This window comes from Amycolatopsis mongoliensis (genome assembly GCF_030285665.1).
Classification (GTDB): domain Bacteria; phylum Actinomycetota; class Actinomycetes; order Mycobacteriales; family Pseudonocardiaceae; genus Amycolatopsis; species Amycolatopsis mongoliensis.
Map to the genome: position 1 here is coordinate 312,084 of NZ_CP127295.1, position 19,407 is coordinate 331,490.

The window sequence follows — 19,407 nt, forward strand, 5'->3', positions numbered from 1 at the left end:
GTCACTCCTTCACCGGCAGTTCCCAGACCAGCCCGATGCCGGTGTCGTCGCCGGAGTAGTCGTCTTCGACGGCCAGCAGCTCGGCCATCCTGGCCTGCCACGGGACGTTCGCGGGGTGGTCCCGCAACGCCGCCCGCATCGCCGCGTAGTCGTCGACTTCGACGACGTGAAAGAGGTCGAGACCGTTACGCCAGATCCGCCAGGTCCGGACACCGGCTTCGCGCAACGCGGTGTCCAGCTCGGGCGGGATGACCGCGTGGACGGACTCGTACTCGGCCTCCTTGCCGGGCTTGAGCCGGGTGTGCAGAGCCACTCTTTGAGGTGCGGGCTGGTGGGTCATCACCACTCCTTGGCCGGAACATGGCACGCTGGGGAAGAACACCGAAACATCCGAGGTCTGTTGCAGGGAAGGGCGGACACGATGCCCGTCACCGATGTCGCGATCGACAAGATCAAGGACATGATCATCTCCGGCGAGCTGGCGCCGGGCGACCGGCTGCCGAAGGAGGCCGAGCTGGCCCAGCGGCTCGGGCTCTCGCGCAGCTCCCTGCGGGAGGCCGTCAAGGCGTTGTGCCTGATCAGGGTGCTCGACGTCCGCCAGGGCGACGGCACGTACGTCACCAGCCTCGAGCCGAACCTGCTGCTCGACGCGATGACGTTCGTGGTCGACTTCCACCGCGACGACACCGTGCTCGACTTCCTCGCCGTGCGGCGGATCCTCGAGCCGGCCGCGACCGCGCTGGCCGCGTTGCACATGAGCGACGACGACATTACCGAGCTGGGCCAGCTCCTCGGGGAGCTGGAGGACTCGCCGACCGTCGAGGCGCTGGTCGCGAACGACCTGCAGTTCCACCGCAAGATCGCCGACGGCTCCGGCAACCCCGTGCTCTGCTCGCTGCTCGACAGCCTCTCCGGGCCGACGGCCCGCGCCCGGATCTGGCGCGGCCTCACCCAGGAGGGCGCGGTCGCGAAGACCCGGGAACAGCACTCGGCGATCTACGAGGCGATCGCGGCACGCGAGCCGGAACTGGCGCGCTCGTGGGCGACCGTGCACGTCGCGGGCGTGGAGCAGTGGCTGCGCAACGCCCTGGGCACCGCGGACGACCCGACGACGCCCGACCTGACCGCCGAAGCTTCCTAGCCCCACACGCACCTCCTCGGGAAGTCCGTGAATGGCACATTGAGGGACTTAGAGTCCCTCAATGTGCCATTCACGGACTTGGGAACGTCGGATGATCACGGGGCTGAGGTCAGGTTTGGGGCTTTCCGCCCGCGTACCGGGCGATGATCAGCGCGACCAGGATGATGGCGCCGTAGATCGCGCCCTGCCACTCCGCCGTCACGTGCGCGTAGTTGAGCAGGCTCGACACCGACGACAGCAGCAGGACGCCGGTCAACGCGCCGACCAGCGTGCCCTTGCCGCCGTCGAGGGAGACGCCGCCGATCACCGCCGCCGCGAACACCTGCAGGATCATCCCCGAGCCCTGGTTCGCGCCCAGCGCGCCGACGTAGCCCGTGTACGCGAGCCCGCCGATCGCCGCGAGGATCCCGGCGACGACGAACACCGCCCACGCGATCCGGTCGACGCGCACGCCGGCCGCCCGCGCGGCTTCGCGGTTGCCGCCGATCGCGTACAGCGCGCGGCCGACGCGGTGGTAGCGCAGCACCCAGCCGGCGACCGCGAACAGCACCGCCGCCAGCCACACCGACATCGGCAGCCCGGCGAACGTAGTCGTCGCGAGGTTGGTGAACGAGTCCGGCAGGTTGAACAGCGTCTTGCCCTTGGTCGACCCGACCTGCACACCGCGCAGCACGGTGAGCATCGCCAGGGTGACGATGAAGGCGTTCAGCTTCAGCTTCACGATCAGGAAGCCGTTGACGAACCCGACGAGCGCGCCGCACAACGGGATCACCAGCAGGCCGATCGCGGCGGGCAGCTCGACGCCGAAGCCGGCCGACGCCGCCGGGATCACGACCATGGCGCCGAGCGCGGGCGCGAGGCCCATCGTCGACTCCAGCGACAGGTCGAACTTCCCGGTGATCAGCACCAGCGACTCGCCGAGCACGACCAGCGACAGCGCCGCCGACGCGGTCAGGATGCTGACGATGTTGCTCCAGCCGACGAACGTGTCGTCGACCAGGCCGCCGATGACGAACACCACGACCAGCGCGGGCAGCAGCGCGAGTTCGCGCAGCCAGACGGCTTTGCGGCGCCGCGGGGGTGCGGGCAGCTCCGTCTGCGGAGAGGTCATCACGTCGGTCACGAGAGCTCGACTCCTTCGATGTCGGCCACGAGGTCGCCGTCGGACCACCCGGCCTGGTGTTCGGCGACGACGGCCCCGGCGCGCAGCACCAGGACCCGGTCGCTCAGGCGCAGGTCGTCGAGCTCGTCGCTGACGATCAGCACCGCCTTGCCCTCGGCGCGCACCCGGTCGACGACCGCGAGCAGCGCCTCCTTCGACTTCACGTCCACGCCCGCGGTCGGGTTGATCAGCACGACCACCCGCGGGTCGCCGATCAGCGCCCGCGCCAGCACGACTTTCTGCTGGTTGCCGCCGGAAAGGTCCGACACGGGCTGCTCGGCGCTCGCGGCCACGATGTCGTAGTCCGCCAAAGCCTGCGAAGCCCTCGCGAACCGGGTACGCGGCGACGCGATCCCGCCACGCCCCAGCTTGTCCAAAATGGACAGTGTCGCGTTGTCCGCGATCGAGTGCCCGAGGACCAGTCCCTCGTGGTGGCGGTCGCGCGGCACGCAGCCGATGCCCGCCTTCAGCGCCGCCGGGATGTCGCCCGGCCGCAGCGGCGAGCCGTCGACGCGGACCGTGCCCGCGGACGGCGTCCGCAGTCCGTAGACCGTCTCGGCGACCTGGTGCTTCCCGCTGGCGTTGCTGCCCGCGAGCCCGACGACTTCGCCGCGGCGCAACCGGAAGGAGACGTCACGGAAGCCGTCGCCGGACAATCCGTCCACCGAAAGGATCTCCGCCGCGTCCGCGTCGAGCGATTCCCGGGAAGCGGCGTCGCGGACGGACAGGCCGCCGGGTTCACCGGTCATCGCGTCGACCAGCTCGGCCCGGCCGACCTCGGACACCGGCGCGGTGAGCACGTGCTTCGCGTCGCGCAGCACCGTGACGGCCTGGCAGACCTCGTACACCTCGTGCAGGTGGTGCGAGATGAACAGGAACGTCACCCCGCCCGCCTGCATCTGGCGCATCCGCTCGAAGAGCCGCTCGATGGCCTGGCTGTCCAGCTGCGCGGTCGGTTCGTCGAGGACGATGAACCGGGCGCCGTAGGACAGCGCGCGGGCGATCTCGACGAACTGCCGGTCCTCGACCGACAGCTCGCCGGCCGGGGTGTCGACGTCGACGTGCACGTCCCACGAGTCGAGCAGCTCGCGGGCCTTGCGCCGCAACGACTTCCAGCCGATCGAGAACCCGCCGCCCGCCTGCCGGTTGAGGAACAGGTTCTCGGCGACGGTGAGCTGCGGGACGACCATCGCGTGCTGGTACACGCAGGCGACGCGCGCCTTCCAGTCGTCCTGCTTGGTCAGCGCGGGGGCCGGCTCGCCGCCGAACTCGACGTGCCCGGTGTCCGTGGGGGACAGACCGGTGAGGATGGAGACGAGCGTCGACTTGCCGGCCCCGTTGCGCCCGACGAGCGCGTGCGACTCGCCGGGGTGCACGGTGAGGCTGACGTCGTGCAGCGCCACGGTCGGGCCGTAGCGCTTTCCGACACCGATCGCGCTGACCACCGGGACGGCGGTTTCGCCGGCGGGCAGCGCGGTCACAGGTTGTTCCCCCAGAGGGCCTTGTCGTCCACGTTGTCCTTGGTGATGACGGGCGCGGGCAGCTGGTCCTCGAGGATGCCGGGGCTGATCTCGACGATGGTGCTGTCGTGGTCGGTCGGCCCGGCCTTGAACGTCTCGCCCGCCATGGCCTTCTTCAGCCAGTACAGGCCGTACTTCGCGTACGCATCGGCCGGCTGGGACACGGTGGCGTCCAGTTCGCCGGCGCGGATCGCGGCCAGCTCCTGCGGGATGCCGTCGTTGGAGACGAGCACGATGTGCTTCGGGTCGCCGACCGGGAAGAACAGGTTCTTGCGCTTGAGCGCCTGCTCGGTCGGGGCCAGGTAGACGCCGCCGGCCTGCATGTAGACGCCCTTGATGTCCGGGTTCGCGGTCAGCATGCTGTCCAGCCCGGAGGACGCCTTGTCGGCCTTCCACTCGGCCGGGATCTCCAGCACCTGGACGCCGGGGTACTTCTGCTTCATGCAGTCGCGGAAGGCTTCCGAGCGGTCGCGGCCGTTGACCGACGCGAGGTCGCCCATGATCTGCACGACCTTGCCGGACTTGACCTTCGCGCCGATCGCGTCGCACGCCTTGGTGCCGTAGGCCTTGTTGTCGGCCCGCACCACCATCGCGACCTTGCCGCTCTCGGGGGCGACGTCGACGGCGACGACCGGCACGCCCTTGTTCTCCGCCTGCTTGAGCCCGGCGACGATGGCGGCCGAGTCCAGCGGGGTCACGACCAGGCCCTTGACGCCCTGGTTGAGGAAGGTGCCGATGTCGGTGATCAGCTTCGCCGGGTCGCTGTCCGCGTTGACCGTCGGGAGGACGTCGACGCCCTCGGACTTGGCCATCTGCGGCACGTAGTTGTTGTAGGCCTGCCAGAACGGCGAGGTCAGCAGGGGCAGCGTGGCCCCGACCTTGCCGCCGGGGCTGCCGCCGGCCGCGGGCGCCGACGCGTTGTCCTTAGTGGACCCGCAGGCGGCCAGCACCAGGCCGCAGACGGCGGCCGTGGCGGCCACCTGGATCACCCTGTTACGCACCGCATCCTCCTTGATGACAGCGGAAATCAAGTCTTCTAGTCGTGGTGCACGGGCCCGCGGGGACGCAGGCCGTACATGCCGCCGTCGACCGCGAGCGCGGTGCCGGTGGTCGAGGCGGAGAGCGGGCTGGCGAGGTAGACGATGGCGTTCGCGACCTCGTCGGCGGTGACCAGCCGGCCCATCGGCTGGCGGGCGGCGAGCGCGGCGCGTTCGGCCGCCGGGTCGTCGGCGGCGTCGAGCAGCCGGCCCACCCAAGGGGTGTCCGCCGTCCCGGGGCACACGCAGTTGACGCGGATCCGGTCGGGCAGGTGGTCGGTCGCCATGGCCAGGGTCAGCGAGAGCACCGCGCCCTTGCTGGCCGAGTAGAGCGCGCGGCTGGGCAGGCCGGCCCAGGCCGCGATGGAGCAGGTGTTGACGATCGCCGCGGACGGCGAGTTCTTCAGGTGCGGCAGCGCGGCGCGCGCGAGCCGGACCATGCCGACGACGTTGACGTCGAACACGCGGTGCCATTCGTCGTCGTCGTTGGCGGTGACGTCGCCCTGCGCGCCGATCCCGGCGTTGTTGACGAGGACGTCGAGGCGTCCGAAGCGTTCCACGACGGCGTCGATCGCCGAGCGCACTTCGTCGTCCGAGGAGACGTCACAGCGGAAGCCCGCGAACGGCGTGCCGTCCGGCTTCAGGTCCAGCACCGCCACCTGAGCGCCGCGGTCGGCCAGCAGGGTGGCAGCCGCGAGACCGATCCCCGAGGCGCCTCCGGTGACGGCGACCACCAGGCCCTCGAATTCACTCACTTGCGGTCTCCGTCCACTCGGGACCGTCCGGGAAGCGGAACCGGCGCAGCGTGGCGTCGTGCATGCGCGCGGAGAACCCGGGGGCGGTCGGGGCGAGGTACCGGCCGCGCTCGACGACGGCCGGGTCGGTGAAGTGCTCGTGCAGGTGGTCCACCCACTCGATCGAGCGGTCCGCGTCGGTGCCGGACACCGCCACGAAGTCGAACATCGACAGGTGCCGGACGAGCTCGCAGAGCCCGACCCCGCCGGCGTGCGGGCACACCGGGACGCCGAACTTGGCGGCCAGCAGCAGGATGGCCAGGTTCTCGTTGAACCCGCCGACGCGGGCGGCGTCCAGCTGCAGCACCGAAATCGCGTTCGCCTGCAGCAGCTGCTTGAACACGACGCGGTTCTGCACGTGCTCGCCGGTGGCGACGCGGATCGGCGCAAGCGCTTTCGCGATGGCGGCGTGCCCGAGGACGTCGTCCGGGGACGTCGGCTCTTCGATCCAGTACGGGTCGTACGGCGCGAGCTCGGTCATCCAGTCGACCGCGGCCTGGACGTCCCAGCGCTGGTTGGCGTCGACGGCGATCCGGACGTCCGGGCCGACGGTCTCGCGGGCCAGCTTCATGCGCCGGACGTCGTCCTCGACGTTGCCCCCGACCTTCAGCTTGATCATCTCGAAGCCGTCGGCGACGGCTTGTTCGGCCAGCCGCACCAGCTTCGCGTCGGCGTACCCGAGCCAGCCAGGGGACGTGCTGTAAGCGCGGTAGCCGTTCGCTTCCAGCTGCTTCGTGCGCTCGGCCCGGCCGGGCTCGGCCGCGCGCAGGATGTCCAGGGCCTCGGCTTCGGTGAGCGCGTCGCTCAGGTACCGGAAGTCGACGAGGGAGACGAGCTCTTCGGGCGTCATGCGCGCCGCGAACTGCCAGACCGGGAAGCCGGCGCGGCGCGCGGCGAGGTCCCACGCGGCGTTGACCACCGCCCCGACCGCCATGTGCGCGACGCCCTTTTCCGGGCCCAGCCAGCGGAACTGCGAGTCGCCGACGAGCGTGCGCGACAGGTCGCCGAGCGCGGCCGCGTCCTCGGGGACCTCGCGGCCGACGACGTGCGGGGCGAGCGCGCGGATCGCGGCGGCCTGGACGTCGTTGCCGCGGCCGATGGTGAACGCGAGCCCGTAGCCGTCCGGGCCGCCGTCGGCGTGCAGCACGACGTAGGCGGCGGAGTAGTCCGGGTCGGGGTTCATCGCGTCCGAGCCGTCCAGCTCCCGGGAGGTCGGGAACCGGACGTCCAGCACCTCCATGCCGATGATCTTCGCCATGGTCAGGCCTGCCTCGCGGTCTGGCGCTGCCGGCCGAGGCCGTCGATCTCCAGCTCGATCACGTCGCCGTCGCGCAGGTAGGGCTTGGGGTCGGGCTGCCCGAGCGCGACGCCCTCCGGCGTGCCGGTGTTGATCAGGTCGCCGGGGCGCAGCACCATGACCTGGCTGAGGTGGTGGATGATCTCGGCCACGGAGAAGATCATGTCCTTGGTCGAGGAGTCCTGCTTCTTCTCGCCGTTGACCCACAGGCGCAGGCCGAGCTCCTGCGGGTCGGGCACCTCGGCCGCGGGGACCAGCGCCGGGCCGAGGGGGTTGAAGTTCTCGCACGACTTGCCCTTGTCCCACTGGGCGGTGCGGAACTGCAGCGCACGTTCGGAAACGTCGTTCGAGACGACGTAGCCGGCGACGTACTCCAGGGCGTCGTCGACGCTGTCGAGGTAGCGCGCGGTCCGGCCGATGACGACGCCGAGCTCGACCTCCCAGTCGGTGCTGACCGACCCGCGCGGGATCAGGACGTCGTCGCCCGGGCCGACCACGACGTCCGGCGCCTTCATGAAGACGACGGGCTCGGTGGGCGGCGTCGCGCCGGTCTCCTCGGCGTGGCGGCGGTAGTTCATGCCGATGCAGACGACCTTGCCGGGCTGGGCGATGGGCGAGCCCGCGCGCAGGCCGGTGACGTCTTCTTCCGGCAGTTCCCCGGCGGCGAGCGCGGCGGCCACGCGGGTGACGCCGTCCGCGGCGAGGAAACCGCCGTCGATGTCGGCGGTCAGGCCGCTCAGCCCGTAGGTCGTGCCGTCGTCGGCACGCACGAACGGACGCTCACTTCCCGGCTCCCCGAGGCGCACAAGCTGCACGGATTTTCCCTTCACCCGCTCGACCAGACATCCGATGTATATCGCAGTCAGGGCCGTCGATCCAGAGTCGCCGCCCAATCGGCCGGAAAATTGATCGGATCAGTACCGGTACAGTGCTCGTTTGAGCACGGGGTGTCACCACGCCCAGCAGGAATAGCGCAGGTCATCGCGTCGCTGGTCGGAGTCAGGGACCCGAGGAGGCACATGACCACCACGGCGGAACGTACCGCGACGAGCAGGCGGGCGCAGCTGAAGCTCGTCCTCATCCTCGGCGGTCTCTCGGCGTTCGGGCCACTGTCGATCGACATGTACCTGCCCGCGCTGCCGCGGATGGCGGCCGACCTGCACGCGGCGGACACGACGGTCCAGCTGACGCTCAGCGCGTTCATCGCCGGCCTGGCCCTGGGCCAGCTGGTGCTCGGACCGCTGTCGGACGCCCTGGGGCGCCGTCGCCCGCTCCTGGTGGGCCTGGTGCTGTACGTCGTGGGCTCGGTGTTGTGCGCGGTGAGCCCGGACGCGTGGCTGCTGGTCGCGGCGCGGGGCGTGCAGTCCCTCGGCGCGGCGGCCGGCATCGTGATCGCGCGGGCCACGGTGCGGGATCTGTTCTCCGGCACCGCGATGACGAAGTTCTTCTCGACGCTGATGCTGGTGAGCGGGCTGGCCCCGATCCTGGCGCCGCTGATCGGCGGGCAGCTGCTGAACTGGACGTCGTGGCGCGGGGTGTTCGTCGTGCTGACGGCGTTCGGCGCGCTGCTGCTGGCCGTGGTGGCGTTCTTCTTCCCGGAGCCGTCCTCGAACCGCTCCCCCGCGCGGCTCGGCCAGGTGATGCGGACGTACGGCCGGCTGGCGCTGGACCGCACGTTCGCGGGCTACGCGCTGGCGTCGGGACTGCTGTTCGCGTCGATGTTCGCCTACATCTCCGGGTCGTCGTTCGCGCTGCAGGGGGTGTACGGGCTCAGCCCGCAGGCCTACAGCGTGGTGTTCGGCGTGAACGGCGTCGGCATCGTGCTGGCGGGCCGGCTCAACGGGTGGCTCGTGGGACGGATCCACGAGCGGGCGCTGCTGTTTTCCGGCTTGCTGCTGGGCGTTTTCGGCGGGGTTTCGACACTGGTCACCGCCCTGACCCGCGCGCCCTTGGCCCTGCTGCTGGTGGCACTGTTCCTGCTGGTGTCGAGCATCGGCCTGGTGATGCCGAACACGAGCTCGCTGGCACTGGCGTCCCACGCGCGGTCGGCGGGCGCGGCATCGGCGTTGCTGGGAGTGCTGCAGTTCGTCGTGGGCGCCGCGGCGACGCCGCTGGTCGGGCTCGGCGGGCCGGGGACGGCGGTGCCGATGGCCGCGACGATGGCGGGATTCGCCCTGCTGGCCCTGGCGGCGTTCCTGGTCCTGGCTCGCCCGGCGCAAGTTGTCGTGAGTGTTTAGGAGGGTTCTAACCCTCCTAAACACTCACGACGGCTTGGCCAGGAGGCGCTCCAGCTCCGCAGCGGCCGGCTCGTGGCCGGCGTCGGCGATCCGCTGCAGTTCCAGGAGGTCGCCCGCGGCGACCGCGCGCCGGGTGAGCAGGGCGCCGGCGTGGTCGCAGCCCTCGTCCAGCAGCTCGCTGAGCTCTTCGACGTCCCCGCGCGCGTCGGCGAGGTCGGCGAGCCGGTCGAGCGCCGTCTCGTTGCCTTCGTCGGCCAGCGCGCGCAATGTCTCGTAGTCCGCCATGCCACTCATCCTGCAACCTTGCCCTTGGGGCAAGGTCAAGGGGGATGATGGTCCGGTGCTCACCATCGGACAGCTCGCCGGGTACGTCGGGGTGACGGCCAAGACGATCCGCGTCTACCACGCCAAGGGTCTCCTCCCCGAGCCGCCGCGCGACGCGTCCGGCTACCGGCGCTACAGCGCGGCCGACGCCGTCGAGCTGATCAAGATCCGCACGCTCGCCGAGGCCGGAGTCCCCTTGGCGCGCATCCGCGAGCTCCGCGCCGGCGGCGGGCTCCGCGAGGCCCTGCGGCAGATCGACGACGACCTGTCCGCGCGCATCGACGGCCTCCGCGCCACCCAGGAACGGCTCCGGCAGCTGGCCGGCGGGCAGCTGTCCGCACTGCCGACCGACGTCGTGGAGTTCCTTTCCGGCCTGCCCGGTCTCGGGTTCAGCGAGCGGTGGGTGGCCCTGCAGCACGACCTGTGGCTGCTGGTGTTCGCCACCCATCCCGAAACCGCCCGCGCGAACTTCCGGGACCAGTCGTCGATGCTGGCCGACCCGGAGCTGCTGTCGATCGTTCTCGAGTACGACCGCGTGCACGACCTCGACCCCCGGGACCCCCGCGTCGACGCGCTCGCCGACAAGCTCATCTCGGCGACGCACGCCCGCTACGGCGCAGAACTTCCTTCGTACGACCAGGGTTCCGCGATCCCGGCACTGGTGCAGGGCGCGGTCAACGCGTCCTCGCCCGCTTGGCGACGCCTCGACTCCCTGCTCCGCGAACGCCTCAGGTGAGCGACGCCAGGTCCGCCGTCTTGAGCTGCTCCGCCGTCACCTTCGCCCGGCCGTCGACCAAAGCCCCCAGGGCGTCCCCGTCGTCCCACATGTTCACGTTCATCGCCGCGGCCACTTCGCCGTCGCGCAGCCAGAACGCCGTGAACTCGCGCGCGCCCAGGTCGCCGCGGACCACCAGCTCGTCCGCCACCGGGTCCGCCAGCCCCCGGTACTCGCAGCCCAGCTCGTACTGGTCCGTGAAGAAGTACGGCGACCCGAGGAACGGTTCGTTCTCCCCCAGCAGGTTCTGCGCCACGTGCGCGCCCTGGTCCTTCGCGTTCGCCCAGTGCTCCACGCGGATCCGGTGGCCGTAGCGCGGGTGGAAGTGGGCCGCGATGTCGCCCACCGCGTACACGTCCGGGGCCGCCGTGCGCAGGCCCGCGTCCACGCACACCCCGCCGTCGTCGGACAGCTCGAGGCCCGCCGCGTGGGCCAGCTCCACCCGGGGTGCCGCGCCGACCGCGATCAGCACCACGTCCGCCGTCAGCTCGTCGCCGCCGCTCAGCCGGACGCCGCGGACGCCGTCCGGGCCGCCGGTGATCTCCGCGACCTGCTCGCCCAGCCGCCAGTGGACGCCCTTTTCCGCGTGCAGGTCCCGGAACACCCCGCCGACCGTCTCGCCGACGACGTTCGCCAGCGGCACCGGAACCGGGTCCACGACCGTCACGTCGGCGTTGTGCGCACGGGCCGCGGCGGCGGCTTCCGAGCCGATCCAGCCGGCGCCGACGATCACCACGCGCTCCGCCGCGGCGAACGCGGACCGCAGCTTGAGCGAGTCGTCGAGGCTGCGCAACGTGTACAGGCCCGGCAGGTCGCCGCCGGGCGCCGGGAGCGAGCGGGGCCGCGAACCGGTCGCCAGCACGAGCCGGTCGTAGCGGTGCTCGCCGCCCGCGTCGTCCAGCACCAGCCGCGCGCCCAGCTCGAGCCGGGTCGCGGTGACGCCGGGGCTGAACCGGATGTCGTGCTCCGTGTAGTACTTCTCTTCGTGCACCCAGTCGGGTTCGTCGGTGGTGCCGAGCAGGACGCCCTTCGACAGCGGCGGCAGTGCGTACGGCCGGTGCGGGTCGGCGCCCATCAGCAGGACTTCGCCGCCGTAGCCGCGTTCGCGCAACGCGGCCGCGGCCGACGCACCACCCAGGCCCGCCCCGACGATGACGATCTTCCGCGGCTCCGGCATCAGTGACCTCCCACGTCGACGAGTCGGTGCGGACGGTACTCCCGAACGGGCCCGGCCACGACCGGGGGATACGCCGGAAATCCGCGAAGCGCAAGAGAAAACCCGCGAGTAGGCAGATCGGGTGAACCGGCGTCATACCGCCTCGGCGCCTGCCTCCCACCCTCGCACGAAGCACGACCACGAGGAGAAATCGGAGGGCGGCGACCATGAGTCGGGGCGAATGGTCGGTGGGCTGCCGGGATCTGGCCGGCAGGCGCAGGGACGTGACGGTGTTCGTCAGCCAGGACAAGGTGGTGCTGGTCGCGCCGCCGGGTGAGGCCGCGGTGCTCGGACCGCTCGACGTCGGACGGCTGCGCGCCGCCCTGCGCGACGCCGTCGTCGCGACGGCGGACGACAGGGCCGAAACCTGAGCCGGAGACACTGACAACTACCGTTCCTACTTTCCAGTAGGTTAGAGTCGGCCCGACTACGGAAGGGACCGGCCATGACGACCTACTTCGTGACGGGCGCGACGGGCTTCATCGGGAAACGCCTGGTCGCCCGCCTGCTGCGGCGGCCGGAGACGTCCGCCGTGTACGCACTGGTCCGCGAGACCTCCCGGGAGCGCCTGGCCGCACTGGCCCAGGACCGGCCGGGCGCGGACAAGCTCCATCCCGTGGTCGGCGACCTCGCCGAGCCCCGGCTCGGCGTCGACCCCGCCGCGATGGGGCACCTCGACCACGTCGTCCACCTCGGAGCGGTCTACGACCTCACCGCCGGCGAGGACGCCAACCGGCGCGCCAACGTCGACGGCACCCGGCACCTGCTCGCCTTCGCCTCGGCCGCGGAGGCGGGGCTGGTGCACCACGTGTCCTCGATCGCCGTCGCGGGCGACCACGCCGGGCGGTTCACCGAGGCCGACTTCGACCTCGGCCAGCACTTCGGCTCGCCGTACCACGCGACGAAGTTCCAGGCCGAAAAGCTCGTCCGCGAGCAGTCCCTGCCCTTCCGCGTCTACCGGCCCTCGGCCGTCGTCGGCGACTCGCGCACCGGCGAGATGGACAAGGTCGACGGCCCGTACTACTTCCTGCCCGCCATCTCGCGGCTGGCGGCGCTGCCCGCGCGGCTCCCGCTCGCCGCCCCCGGCCTCGGCGCGACGAACCTGGTGCCCGTCGACTACGTCGTCGAAGCGATGGAGTACCTGATGCACCGGGACGCGCCGTCCGGGGCGACCTACCACCTCGCCGCCGCGCGGCCGCAGTCGCTCAACTCCGTCTACAACGCCTTCGCGCGCGCCGCCGGCGGGCCGACGATCCGGGCCGTGCTACCGCCGCGGCCGTCCGGCGTGGTGCGGCGCGTGGGCACCCGGCTGGCGCACGCGGCGGCGAACGGCGTCGACCGCGTGCCCGGCGGCCGGGCCACCCGCGCCGCCGTCCTGGACGAGCTGGGCATCCCCCTGGACGTGCTGCCGCACCTGAGCATGGACGTCGTCTTCGACACCGCGCGCACCACGACCGCGTTGTTCGGCAGCGGGATCGAGCTGCCGGAGCTGCGGGACTACGCCGCGCCGCTCTACCGGTACTGGCAGGCCCACCTCGACCCCGACCGCGCGCGCCGTCACCCCGGCCTGGCCGGGCGCACGGTGCTGATCACCGGCGCGTCGTCCGGGATCGGCCGGGCGTCGGCGCTCGCCGTGGCCCGCAAGGGCGCGAAGGTGATCCTCGTGGCCCGCCGCGCTTCGGAGCTGGAGGAAGTCCGGGACGAGATCACCGCGGCCGGCGGTGCCGCGGCGGCGTACCCGTGCGACCTCACCGACGGCGACGCCGTCGACGCGCTGGTCAAGGACGTGCTCGGCGAGCACGGCGCGGTCGACATGCTGGTGAACAACGCCGGCCGGTCGATCCGGCGCTCGGTCGCGCTGTCCACGGAACGCTTCCACGACTACGAGCGCACGATGGCCATCAACTACTTCGGGCCGGTGCGGCTGATCCTCGGCTTCCTGCCGTCGATGGCGCAGCGCCGGTTCGGCCACGTCGTCAACGTCACGACCCAGGGCCTGCAGACCGACACCCCGCGCTTTTCGGCCTACCTGGCGTCGAAAGCGGCGCTGGAGGAGTTCGGGCTGACGGCCGGGCGCGAGACGCTGTCGGACGGCGTCACGTTCACGTCGGTGCGGATGCCGCTGGTGCGGACGCCGATGATCGCGCCGACCGGCTACCGCGGCATCCCGTCGAGCAGCCCGGAACGCGCGGCCGCGCTGGTGGTGAAGGCGCTGGAGGAGCGGCCGGAGATCCTCAGCCTGCCCGAAGGCCGGGCCGCCGAGCTGGCGACGCTCACCGCGCCGAAGCTCGCCCGGTTCGCCGCGCACCTCGCCTACCGGGCGATGCCGGAGTCGGCGCCCGAGGCCCGCGGCCTCGATCGCCGGCCCGCGCCGGCGGCGTTCGCGGCGGCGGTCACCCGCCTGTTCTGGCGCCGCCGCGCTTGATCCCCTCGAATTCCGCCGAAACCCTGGCACTCCGACGACGGTACTTCTACCCTCGCGCGAGTCCCGTACATCGGTACGGGCGTGAACTGGGGAGTTCGGAATGCCGGAAAACAGCACTGGGGAACGATCCGCCGTGGCCGACCAGACTGCCGCCATCGGCACCGCCCGGCGCACCATCGGGTGATCCGCCGACCGGGGCCGGGCGCGCGCCCGGCCCCGGCCTCCGGCGCAGGTCGGCGGTCGTGAGTGGGAAACAGTGTTCCAACCCTGTTTCCCACTCACGACCAGTGCGGCAGACCGCGGTCCGGCGGCGACGGGCCAGGCCGGACCGCGCGGGCCCGGTGGTGCTGTCCATGCCGGTGCCGGGCCAGGCCGCTACCATCGCTTTCCGGGCGTGATCGGGGAGCGGAAGGCGGGCAGGCGTGGACGTGGCGAGTCCGGCGCGCGCCGCCGCCGCGGAACCCGCACCCGCGAAACCCGCCCGGCCGCTGCTGCGCTGGGGCATCCACGCCGGCTGGGTGATCCTGCTGGCGCTGGCCACCGAACTGCGCGTCGGCCGCTTCGGGTTCCACCCCTCCGACCAGGGCTTCATCCTCGCGCAGGCGTGGCGGGTGCTGCACGGCGAAGTCCCGCACGCCGAGATCATCTCCGCCCGCCCGCTCGGGTCCGCGGTGCTGCACGTCGTCGACTACGCCCTCCCGATGCCGCTGTTCTTCGGGTCGAGCTTCCTTTCGATGATCGAGATCATCGTCGCCACCATCGCCTTCGCCACGCTCGTCACCCGCCGCCGGGTGCTCGACTGGGGTCCGGGCATGACCGCGATGGTCGCGGCGGCGTCGCTGATCAACCTCAACGCCTTCCCGCTGATGGCCTGGCACACGGTCGACGGCATCGCGCTCACCGCGTGCGGCGCGTGGGCGCTCGACACCGGCCTGAGCGGCGACCGCGCGTTCGCCCGGCGCGGCGGGCTGGTCCTGCTCGGCTGCGCGGTGTTCGTCAAGCAGAGCTTCGCGCTCGCCGCGGTGATCGGCGTCCTGTGGCTGCTGCTGCACCCGGCCACCCGCGCGGGGGCGCTGCGGACGGCGCGCTGGTGGCGACGGCTCGTCCTCGACCTCCTCGCGCTCGGCGCGCCCGGGCTCGTGTACGTGGCGTGGGTGAGCCTCGGCGGCGGGTTCGCCGAAATGGTCGAGCAGCTGACCGGGGGCGTGCCCGCGTACGGCCAGCGGCTGCTCGGGCTCTGGCTCGAAGACCCCGAGGTGCTGACCCGCGCACCGATGCGGGAGCTGAGCTTCTTCGCCGCGATCGCCGTCGTGCTGCTGGCCGTCCGGCTGCCCGGTGACCGGCTCGGCGCGGCCGGTCGTGCCGCGTCCTGGGTGCTCGTGCTCGCCGGTGCGGCGGCGGTCGTCTGGACGGTCGTCGACGGCCGGTTCACCGGCTCCTCGCGCTGGGCGGACGTGCTGTGGTGGATCGTCGCGGTCAGCGTGCCGGTCAACGCGGCCGTCACGCGGAAGGTGCCGTGGGCCGGTCTGCTCGTGCTCGCCACCGGGTTCATGACCAGCCTGTCGTGGGGCAACGACACGCCGACGCTGCTCACCGGCACCCTCGCGCTGACGGCGTTGCTGCTGCTGAGCCACGTCGTCCCGCCGCGGCCGCGGCTCGCGCGCCGCTGGGTGACCGCGACGGCGGGCCTGACGGCGGTGGCGGTGTGCGGCTGGGTCGTCGTCGCGCGCCACGACCAGGCGGCCTACCTCGACCTCGGGCACGACCGGCTGACCGCGGACCTCGGCGACGTCAGCCCGAAGATGGCCGGCATCCGCACCAACCCCTCGACGCACACGTTCGTCCGGCAGATCCGCGACTGCCTCGAGCAGTTCCCGGCCGCGAAGACGGCGATCCTGCCGGACAGCACGTTCGCCTACCCCGCGTTCGGCCTGCGCAACCCGTTCCCGCTGGAGTGGCCGCTGCCGCTGGAGATCGTCGGCGACGCACCCCAGCGGATGCTCGCGAAAGCCGACGAGCTGAACCGCGAAGGCGGCTACCTGGTGCTGTTCGAGACGGATTCGATCCGGATGCTCGCGACCGGCGGCCCGGTGCCGGAGTCGATCCCCGTCGACACCCCGGTGTTCGACTACCTGGGCCTGGAGAAGGCGATCCAGGCCCGGCTCACGGGCCGCGCGGTCACCTGCGGCAGCTTCGTCGGGAAGTACGCGCCTTAGCCCTGCTCGCCCCGGACCAGCTCGAGCAGGCTCTCCGGGACGTCGTCGCCGAACAGGCTCTCGAGGAGGACGGCGTCGTCGACGGGCGTCGCGGCGCGGACGAACATGGCCTCCTCGTACTGCGCGATGGCGGCTTCGACATCGCCCGGGTGCGCGGCGAGAGCCTGGCCGAGCTCCGCGCCGTCGAGCATCGCCAGGTTGACGCCTTCGCCGTTCGGCGCCGCGAGGTGCGCCGCGTCGCCGACGAGCGTCACCCCCGGCACGCGATCCCACCGGAGCCCGGCCGGCAACGCGTAGTGCGGGCGCAGGACCGGGGCGGTGTCCCCGTCGGTGATCAACGCGGTGAGCTCCGGCGCCCAGCCCTCGAACTCCGCCGCGACGCGCGCGGCGGCCGCGGCCGGATCGGTGAAGTCGATGGCGGCGAACCACTCCAGCGGCCGGGTGAGCGCCACGTAGGTGTGCAGCGTGTCGCCGCTTTCCCGGTGGGCGTTGATCCCCTCGTCCGGCGAGCCGCCGTGCGCGACCATCGACCCGCCGCCGACCGCCTCGGCCGTCTCGGGGTGACGGGAGTCGGCGAGGAACAGGTAGGTCTCGACGAACGCCGTGCCTTCGTAGTCCGGAGTGGCGTCGGTCAGCAGCGACCGGACCTTCGACCAGGCGCCGTCCGCGCCGACGAGCAGGTCCGTGCCGACAGCGGTGCCGTCCTCGAAAGTGACTTCGTGGCGGCCGTCGCCGAGGGTGCGGACCCCCTCGACCTTGTGCCCCCAGCGGACTGTGCCCTCCGGGAGCGCGTCCAGCAGCATGCGGCGCAGCTCGCCGCGCTGCACTTCGGGACGGCCTCCCGTGCCGTCGTCGGTCTTCTCGTACAGCAGGTTCCCGTCCCGGTCGAGGATCCGCATCGCCTGGCGGCCTTCGAGGACGAGCTCGCGGAACTCCGCCACCAGGCCGGCGGCTTCGACGGCGAGCTGCCCGTTGTAGTCGTGGATGTCGAGCATCCCGCCCTGCGTGCGCGCCATCGGCGACGGCTCGGCCTCGTAGACCGTGGCGGGGATGCCGTGGACGTGCAGGACCCGCGCGAGGGTGAGGCCGCCGAGGCCGGCGCCGATGATCGTGACGTTCATGGATGCTCCTTCGGTTCGTTCGCGACCACCGAAGACTGGCGCGATCCCCTGGTGCGGGCCGCACACCGCGCTGGCACGCCACTGGCACCCGCTGTCAGTCGGCCAGCAGGTCGTCCGGGCTGCCGCTCGCCAGCACGGCCAGGACGTCCAGCGCCGCGGCCAGCGTCTCCACCGGCGGCGCCGACACCGCGATCCGCACGGCGTTCGGCGCGTGCCCCGGCAGCACCGCGAACGCCGCGGCCGGCAGCAGGGCGATCCCGCGCCGGGCCGCCGCCGCGACGAACGTCTCCGCCCGCCACTGGTCCGGCAGCTCCCACCAGCGGTGGTAGGACGCCGCGTCACCGCGCAGTCCCGGCAGCTTCTCCGCGACCACCGCCGCCCGCGCGGCGGCATCCGCCCGTTTCGCGGCTTCGACGTCGGCGAGGGTGCCCGTCACGATCCACTGAGTCGCCGCTTCGACGGCGAAGCGCGACGCGGCCCAGGCGCCCGACCGCACCGACGCCGCCAGCCGCGCGGTCCAGGCCGGCGGCGCCACCAGGAATCCCACCGTCAGGCCCGGCGCGACGCGCTTGGACAGGCTGTCGACGAACACCGTCCGCTCCGGCGCGTACGCGGCGAACGGCCGGACGTCGTCGCGCAGGAAGGTGTAGATGCCGTCCTCGATGACGGGCAGGTCCAGCCGGGCGACGAGGCCGGCCAGCTCCTCGCGGCGCGGCACGGGCATCGTCGTGCCGAGCGGGTTGTGCAGGGTCGGCTGGACGTACAGCGCGCGCACCGGCCCGGCCGCGGCCAGTGCCTCCGGGACGAGCCCGTGCTCGTCGGTCTCGATCGGCACCAGCTCCACGCCGAGCCTGGCCGCGACGGCCTTCACGACGGGGTAGGTCAGCGACTCCACCGCGAGCCGCTCCCCCACCGGCACGAACGCGGCGATCGCCGCCGCGATGGCCTGCCTGCCGTTGCCGGTGAACAGGATGTTCCCCCGGTCCGGCCGCCAGTCGCCGCGGGTGAGCAGCGTCGCCGCGGCTTCCCGCGCGGCAGGTGTGCCCGCGGCGCCGATCGGGTGCAGGGCCGCGGTGAGGACGTCGTCGCGCAGCAAGGGCTGCAGTGCGCGGGCCAGCAGCGCGGTCCGGTCGGGCAGGACGGCGAAGTTGAGCTCGAGGTCGACGCGGGCGTCCCCGGGTTCGGCGAGCGCGGGTTCGGGCGGCGGCTTCGCGGCCCGGACGAACGTGCCGCGCCCGACCTCGCCGACGGCCAGGCCCCGCCGGACGAGCTCCCCGTAGACGCGGGCGGCGGTGGAGTTCGCGATCCCGCGCTGCCGCGCGAAGCGGCGCTGCGGCGGGAGCCGGTCGCCGGGCCGGAGGCGGCCGGCCTCGATGTCGGCGGCGAGGGCGTCCGCGACGACGCGGTAGTCGTCCATGTCCACCATCCCGCCTTCGATCGCTCCTGAGCATGATCCCAGCCCGCTAGATTGGCCGTGGAGGTGCCATGACCGACCAGACCTGGGCCGAAGTCGACGACTACTTCACCGGCGCGCTGCTCTCCCCCGATCCGGTGCTCGACGGCGCGCTCGCCGACTCGGCCGCCGCCGGGCTGCCGCGCATCGCCGTCGCCCCCAACCAGGGCAAGCTGCTGAACCTGCTGGCCCGCCAGGCCGGAGCCCGCTCGATCCTGGAGATCGGCACGCTCGGCGGGTACAGCACGATCTGGCTGGCCCGCGCGCTGCCGGCCGGCGGCAAGCTGGTGACCTGCGAGTACGAGCCCAAGCACGCCGAAGTCGCCCGGGCCAACCTGGCACGCGCGGGCTTCGGCGAGGACGTCGTCACCATCGAGGTCGGCGCCGCGCTCGACACGCTGCCGAGGCTGACCGGGCCGTTCGACTTCGTCTTCATCGACGCCGACAAGCGCAACCTCGCGAACTACGTGCGCGCGACGCTGGCGCTGTCGCGGCCGGGCACGACGATCGTCGTCGACAACGTCGTCCGGCAGGGACGGGTCACCGACCCGGCGAGCACCGACCCGAACGTCGTGGGCGTCCGGGAGATGGTCAACTTCCTCGCCACCGAGCCGCGGCTGGACGCGACCGCCGTCCAGACCGTGGGCGGCAAGGGGCACGACGGGTTCGTGCTGGCCCTGGTCCGCTGA

Annotated in this window: 18 protein-coding genes; 7 read left to right on the plus strand and 11 right to left on the minus strand. The window is 72.3% G+C overall.

Annotated elements, in window-relative coordinates; genetic code table 11:
• Position 1: 1 nt before the first annotated feature.
• Positions 2-340 carry an L-rhamnose mutarotase gene (locus QRX60_RS01510; protein ID WP_285998993.1) on the minus strand — a complete coding sequence of 113 codons (339 nt, stop codon included), beginning with the start codon at positions 338-340 and terminating at the stop codon, positions 2-4.
• Between the two features lie 81 nt (positions 341-421).
• Here QRX60_RS01510 and QRX60_RS01515 point away from each other — a divergent pair, with 81 nt between their 5' ends.
• The gene (locus QRX60_RS01515) at positions 422-1,141 is read left to right on the plus strand and encodes a FadR/GntR family transcriptional regulator (RefSeq protein WP_247013213.1); all 720 of its coding nucleotides are present in this window, start codon (positions 422-424) and stop codon (positions 1,139-1,141) included.
• Between the two features lie 109 nt (positions 1,142-1,250).
• Here the strand turns inward: QRX60_RS01515 and QRX60_RS01520 are convergent, their stop codons facing one another.
• The 6 genes from QRX60_RS01520 to QRX60_RS01545 are packed head-to-tail and all read right to left on the minus strand — an operon-like array spanning position 1,251 to position 7,766.
• A complete protein-coding gene (locus QRX60_RS01520) occupies positions 1,251-2,264 on the minus strand; it encodes an ABC transporter permease (protein ID WP_285998994.1) in 1,014 nt (337 codons plus the stop codon).
• Positions 2,261-3,784, minus strand: a complete 1,524-nt coding sequence (locus QRX60_RS01525) for a sugar ABC transporter ATP-binding protein (RefSeq protein WP_285998995.1) — start codon at positions 3,782-3,784, stop codon at positions 2,261-2,263. Before QRX60_RS01525 ends, QRX60_RS01520 begins: the two co-directional genes overlap by 4 nt.
• A complete protein-coding gene (locus QRX60_RS01530; protein WP_286003470.1) occupies positions 3,781-4,812 on the minus strand; it encodes a sugar ABC transporter substrate-binding protein in 1,032 nt (343 codons plus the stop codon). The genes QRX60_RS01525 and QRX60_RS01530 overlap by 4 nt, the downstream gene beginning before the upstream one ends.
• 47 nt (positions 4,813-4,859) lie before the next feature.
• A complete protein-coding gene (locus tag QRX60_RS01535; protein WP_285998996.1) occupies positions 4,860-5,615 on the minus strand; it encodes an SDR family NAD(P)-dependent oxidoreductase in 756 nt (251 codons plus the stop codon).
• A complete protein-coding gene (locus QRX60_RS01540) occupies positions 5,608-6,912 on the minus strand; it encodes an enolase C-terminal domain-like protein (protein WP_285998997.1) in 1,305 nt (434 codons plus the stop codon). Before QRX60_RS01540 ends, QRX60_RS01535 begins: the two co-directional genes overlap by 8 nt.
• A gap of 2 nt (positions 6,913-6,914) precedes the next feature.
• The gene (locus QRX60_RS01545) at positions 6,915-7,766 is read right to left on the minus strand and encodes a fumarylacetoacetate hydrolase family protein (RefSeq protein WP_285998998.1); all 852 of its coding nucleotides are present in this window, start codon (positions 7,764-7,766) and stop codon (positions 6,915-6,917) included.
• A 204-nt stretch (positions 7,767-7,970) separates the two neighbouring features.
• Here QRX60_RS01545 and QRX60_RS01550 point away from each other — a divergent pair, with 204 nt between their 5' ends.
• A complete protein-coding gene (locus QRX60_RS01550) occupies positions 7,971-9,188 on the plus strand; it encodes a multidrug effflux MFS transporter (RefSeq protein ID WP_285998999.1) in 1,218 nt (405 codons plus the stop codon).
• A gap of 24 nt (positions 9,189-9,212) precedes the next feature.
• Here the strand turns inward: QRX60_RS01550 and QRX60_RS01555 are convergent, their stop codons facing one another.
• On the minus strand, positions 9,213-9,482 hold the full coding sequence (locus tag QRX60_RS01555; protein ID WP_285999000.1) for a hypothetical protein: 270 nt from the start codon (positions 9,480-9,482) through the stop codon (positions 9,213-9,215).
• A gap of 46 nt (positions 9,483-9,528) precedes the next feature.
• Between QRX60_RS01555 and QRX60_RS01560 the strand changes: the two genes are divergently transcribed.
• Entirely contained in the window at positions 9,529-10,248 is a 720-nt protein-coding gene (locus tag QRX60_RS01560) for a MerR family transcriptional regulator (protein WP_285999001.1), read from the plus strand.
• Here the strand turns inward: QRX60_RS01560 and QRX60_RS01565 are convergent.
• On the minus strand, positions 10,241-11,464 hold the full coding sequence (locus QRX60_RS01565; RefSeq protein ID WP_285999002.1) for an NAD(P)/FAD-dependent oxidoreductase: 1,224 nt from the start codon (positions 11,462-11,464) through the stop codon (positions 10,241-10,243). The genes QRX60_RS01560 and QRX60_RS01565 overlap by 8 nt on opposite strands.
• A 206-nt stretch (positions 11,465-11,670) precedes the next feature.
• On the opposite strand from QRX60_RS01565, the gene QRX60_RS01570 reads away from it, so the two are divergent.
• The 3 genes from QRX60_RS01570 to QRX60_RS01580 all read left to right on the plus strand — a co-directional run bounded on the left by QRX60_RS01570 (position 11,671) and on the right by QRX60_RS01580 (position 16,144).
• Complete coding sequence (locus QRX60_RS01570) at positions 11,671-11,874, plus strand: hypothetical protein (protein ID WP_285999003.1); 204 nt, start codon at positions 11,671-11,673, stop codon at positions 11,872-11,874.
• 74 nt (positions 11,875-11,948) lie between these two features.
• Complete coding sequence (locus QRX60_RS01575) at positions 11,949-13,928, plus strand: SDR family oxidoreductase (protein WP_285999004.1); 1,980 nt, start codon at positions 11,949-11,951, stop codon at positions 13,926-13,928.
• A 422-nt stretch (positions 13,929-14,350) separates the two neighbouring features.
• The gene (locus tag QRX60_RS01580) at positions 14,351-16,144 is read left to right on the plus strand and encodes a hypothetical protein (RefSeq protein ID WP_285999005.1); all 1,794 of its coding nucleotides are present in this window, start codon (positions 14,351-14,353) and stop codon (positions 16,142-16,144) included.
• On the opposite strand, the gene QRX60_RS01585 is transcribed toward QRX60_RS01580, so the two are convergent.
• Both QRX60_RS01585 and QRX60_RS01590 read right to left on the minus strand, forming a co-directional pair.
• On the minus strand, positions 16,141-17,265 hold the full coding sequence (locus QRX60_RS01585) for an FAD-dependent oxidoreductase (RefSeq protein WP_285999006.1): 1,125 nt from the start codon (positions 17,263-17,265) through the stop codon (positions 16,141-16,143). The two genes, QRX60_RS01580 and QRX60_RS01585, sit on opposite strands and share 4 nt — an antisense overlap.
• Positions 17,266-17,359: 94 nt before the next feature.
• Positions 17,360-18,682: an aminotransferase-like domain-containing protein gene (locus tag QRX60_RS01590; protein WP_285999007.1), complete on the minus strand. Its 1,323-nt coding sequence runs from the start codon at positions 18,680-18,682 to the stop codon at positions 17,360-17,362.
• Positions 18,683-18,750: 68 nt separating this feature from the next.
• Between QRX60_RS01590 and QRX60_RS01595 the strand changes: the two genes are divergently transcribed.
• A complete protein-coding gene (locus QRX60_RS01595) occupies positions 18,751-19,407 on the plus strand; it encodes an O-methyltransferase (RefSeq protein ID WP_285999008.1) in 657 nt (218 codons plus the stop codon).